The following is a 2915-nucleotide window of genomic DNA, read 5'->3' as shown; positions in this document are numbered from 1 at the left end:
GCGTCGACGCAGTTGTTGTTGCGGCCGGGGGCGTCGGGGCCGGGGTGGTTGATGGTGTCGACCCAGTGGCCGTTGTCGGGGTCGGGGTGGCGTTGGGGCTGGCCGTTGTCGTCTTTGGGGATGGCGTTTTCGACGTGTTGTTGGTGTTCGTCGGTGGGGCCGTCGAGTCCGCCGGGGCGTTCGCGGTTACGGGTCTCGGAGGCGGGGGTGTGCTCGCCCTGATCCCCGTGCGTGGAGTCGTCCGAGCTGTCCGAGCTGTCCGCGTTGTTGGTGTCGTTCGGGTGGTCGGCAGGGTGCTCGGTGCGGTCGGTGTCGCTGTCCTGTTTTGCGTGGTCGCCCTGCTGGGTGTGGGCGTCCTGAGGGGTCTGGTCGGCGTCGGCGGGACGCGGGGTGGCGTCGGTCGCGTCGGGCTTGGTCCGCTCGGTGGGGTGCTTGGAATCCGGGGTCGGTGAACCGCCGGCCGCGGTGGTGGGCGCGCCAGCCGGGTGCTGCGGGTTCTGGGGGTTCGGGGCCTGCTGGGTGTACGGGTTGGGGTGTTGCGGCTGCTGGGTGTACGGGTTCGGCTGAGGCTGCTGCTGGGCGTATGGGCCCGGCTGCTGGTGGGGTTGCTGGTACGGCCCGGGCTGGTGCTGGGCGTACGGGCCTGGCTGGTGCTGCGGCTGAGCGTAGGGCCCCGGCTGCTGTTGGTGGGGCTGTTGGTACGGGTTGGGCTGCTGGGTGTAGGGGTTCTGCTGCTGGTGGGGCTGCTGTGTGTACGGACCCGGCTGCTGCTGAGGTTGCGGTTGGTGCTGCGGCTGCTGGGTGTACGGGTTCGGCTGCGGCTGGTGTTGCGGCTGCGGCTGGGCGTACGGGTTGGCCTGCTGCGGGGTCGGCTGCTGCTGGTGGGGCTGCGCGTACGGGCCCGGCTGCTGCTGGGCGTACGGGTTCTGTGGTTGCGCGTACGGGCCGGGCTGCTGGTGCTGCGGCTGCTGCTGGGCGTACGGACCCGGTTGGTGCTGGGGCTGCTGGGTGTACGGGTTTTGCTGCGGCTGCGGCTGCGGCTGGTGCTGCTGGGCGTAGGGGCCCGGCTGCTGGTGCTGTTGGGGCTGCGGTTGCGCGTGCGGGGTGGGTTGCTGCTGCGGGTGAGGCTGGGTCTGCTGAGGCTGGGCCTGCTGCTGGTTCTGGGGGTGCGGCTGAGGCTGCTGGTTCTGAGGCTGTGCCTGGGCCTGGGCCTGCTGTTGGGCGTGAGCCTGGGCCTGGGCTTGTTGCTGGGCCTGCTGCTGGGCGTGCGCCTGCGCTTGGGCCTGCTGCTGTGCCTGCTGTTGAGCCTGGGCCTGGGCCTGTTGCTGGGCTTGGGCCTGCGCCTGCTGCTGTGCCTGTTGTGCCTGGGCCTGGGCTTGGGCCTGCGCCTGTTGCTGGGTTTGTTGCTGTGCTTGGGCTTGCTGCTGGGCGTGCGCCTGGGCCTGCTGTTGGGCCTGAGCTTGTTGCTGGTTCTGAGGCTGCTGCTGTGGCTGCGGCTGGGCCTGCTGTTGGTTTTGAGGCTGCTGCTGTTGGTTCTGGGGCTGCTGCTGGTGTTGGGGCTGCGGCTGTTGCTGGGTGGGGTCGTAGGGCTGGCGGTTGGCGTCCAGGACGAGGTGCCAGACCTTGTCGGCGCTGGTGTTGATGGGCTGGTCGCTGACCTTGCCGGTCTGGCTGTCGACCCAGACGACCTTGCCGTTGTGGTTGACCGCATTGAAGACGTGGGCGCCACCGGAGGGCCAGGTGACGAGGACTGCCGCGGCCGCGCCGGGGCCGGCGTCCTGGAGGTCCTTGGCTATTTGGGCATAGCCGTCCTTGGAGTTCGTGCCGGAATTGCGGAACTTGGCGCCCGTGTACTGCTCGATGTTGCGGGTGCCGTCGCGCTCGCCGGAAGCGCGGTCGATGCCGCCCTTGCCGTCCGGGTCGTAGGTGCGGACTCCGGACACCTGCGGGTTGCCGTACCAGGACTCCATGAAGGAGCGGGTGCAGTCTGCGCAGTTGTTGGAGCGGCCGAGGACGGTGGGACCGCCGTCGTTCTGGAGCTGGGCCCACGGCTGGAACGGGTCGTTGAAGGCCCGCGGGGTGCCGTCCGGGTTACGCGGGAAGTTCGCCTCAAGTGCCTGCTGGTCGTGCGGGAACGGTGAATACAGGCCGCTCGGCTGGTGGTTGAGGCTGATGCGTACGTCGACGTGGCTGCGGAGGTTCGCGGGCTGGGGGACCGGTGCCTGGGGCTGCGACTGTTGCTGCTGGTGGGGGGCCGGCTGGGGCTGTTGCTGGTTGGGGTGCTGCGGAGTCTGCTGCTGGTGAGGCACAGGTTGCTGCTGGGGAGCCGGTTGCTGCTGGGGAGTCGGCTGCTGTTGCTGCTGTTGCTGTGACTGCTGCTGGTTCTGCGGCTGCTGCTGCTGTTGCTGGGCTTGCTGCGGCTGCTGCTGGCTCTGCGGAGACTGCTGCTGCGGCTGCTGGTTGGGGGTGTTCTGGGGCTGCTGCTGGTGCGGGACGTTGGGGTTCGGAGCAGCGGGGGCCTGGGCGCCCGGGGTGGACGGGGCCTGCGCGGGGCTGTCGGCCTGGGGGCGGTCCGTGCGAGTGGGGGCGCCGGGCTGCTGTGTCGCGTCCGGGCGTGAGGGGGCGGGCTGCTGTGTGCCGTTCGGCTGCTGCGCTCCGTCGGGGCGCGCGCCATTGGGGCGGTTGGCGTCCGGGTGCGCGGCGTCGGGCCGGGTGCCGTCAGGTCGCGCTCCGTCGGGACGCGTTCCCTCGGGGCGGTTGCTGTCCGGGCGGTTGGTGTCCGGGTGGTTGGCGTCCGGCCGGGTGCCGTCGGGGCGCGCTCCGTCGGGGCGGTTGCTGTCCGGGCGGTTGGTGTCCGGGCGTGCGCCGTCGGGGTGCGTGCCGTCGGGCCGGGTGCCGTCGGGGCGGGGGGTGGG

The 2915-nt window shown here is 71.0% G+C and carries 1 protein-coding gene; it reads right to left on the bottom strand.

What is annotated here, in order from left to right; genetic code table 11:
* The coding region (locus OO62_RS39840) for a toxin glutamine deamidase domain-containing protein (RefSeq protein ID WP_248782320.1) at positions 1 to 2915 on the bottom strand (2915 nt) is incomplete at both ends.

This window comes from Streptomyces lydicus, from assembly GCF_000717345.1.
In the GTDB taxonomy this organism is placed as follows: domain Bacteria; phylum Actinomycetota; class Actinomycetes; order Streptomycetales; family Streptomycetaceae; genus Streptomyces; species Streptomyces lydicus.
Note: the sequence above shows the minus strand (reverse complement) of the source record. Positions and strands in the feature narration are given on the sequence as shown.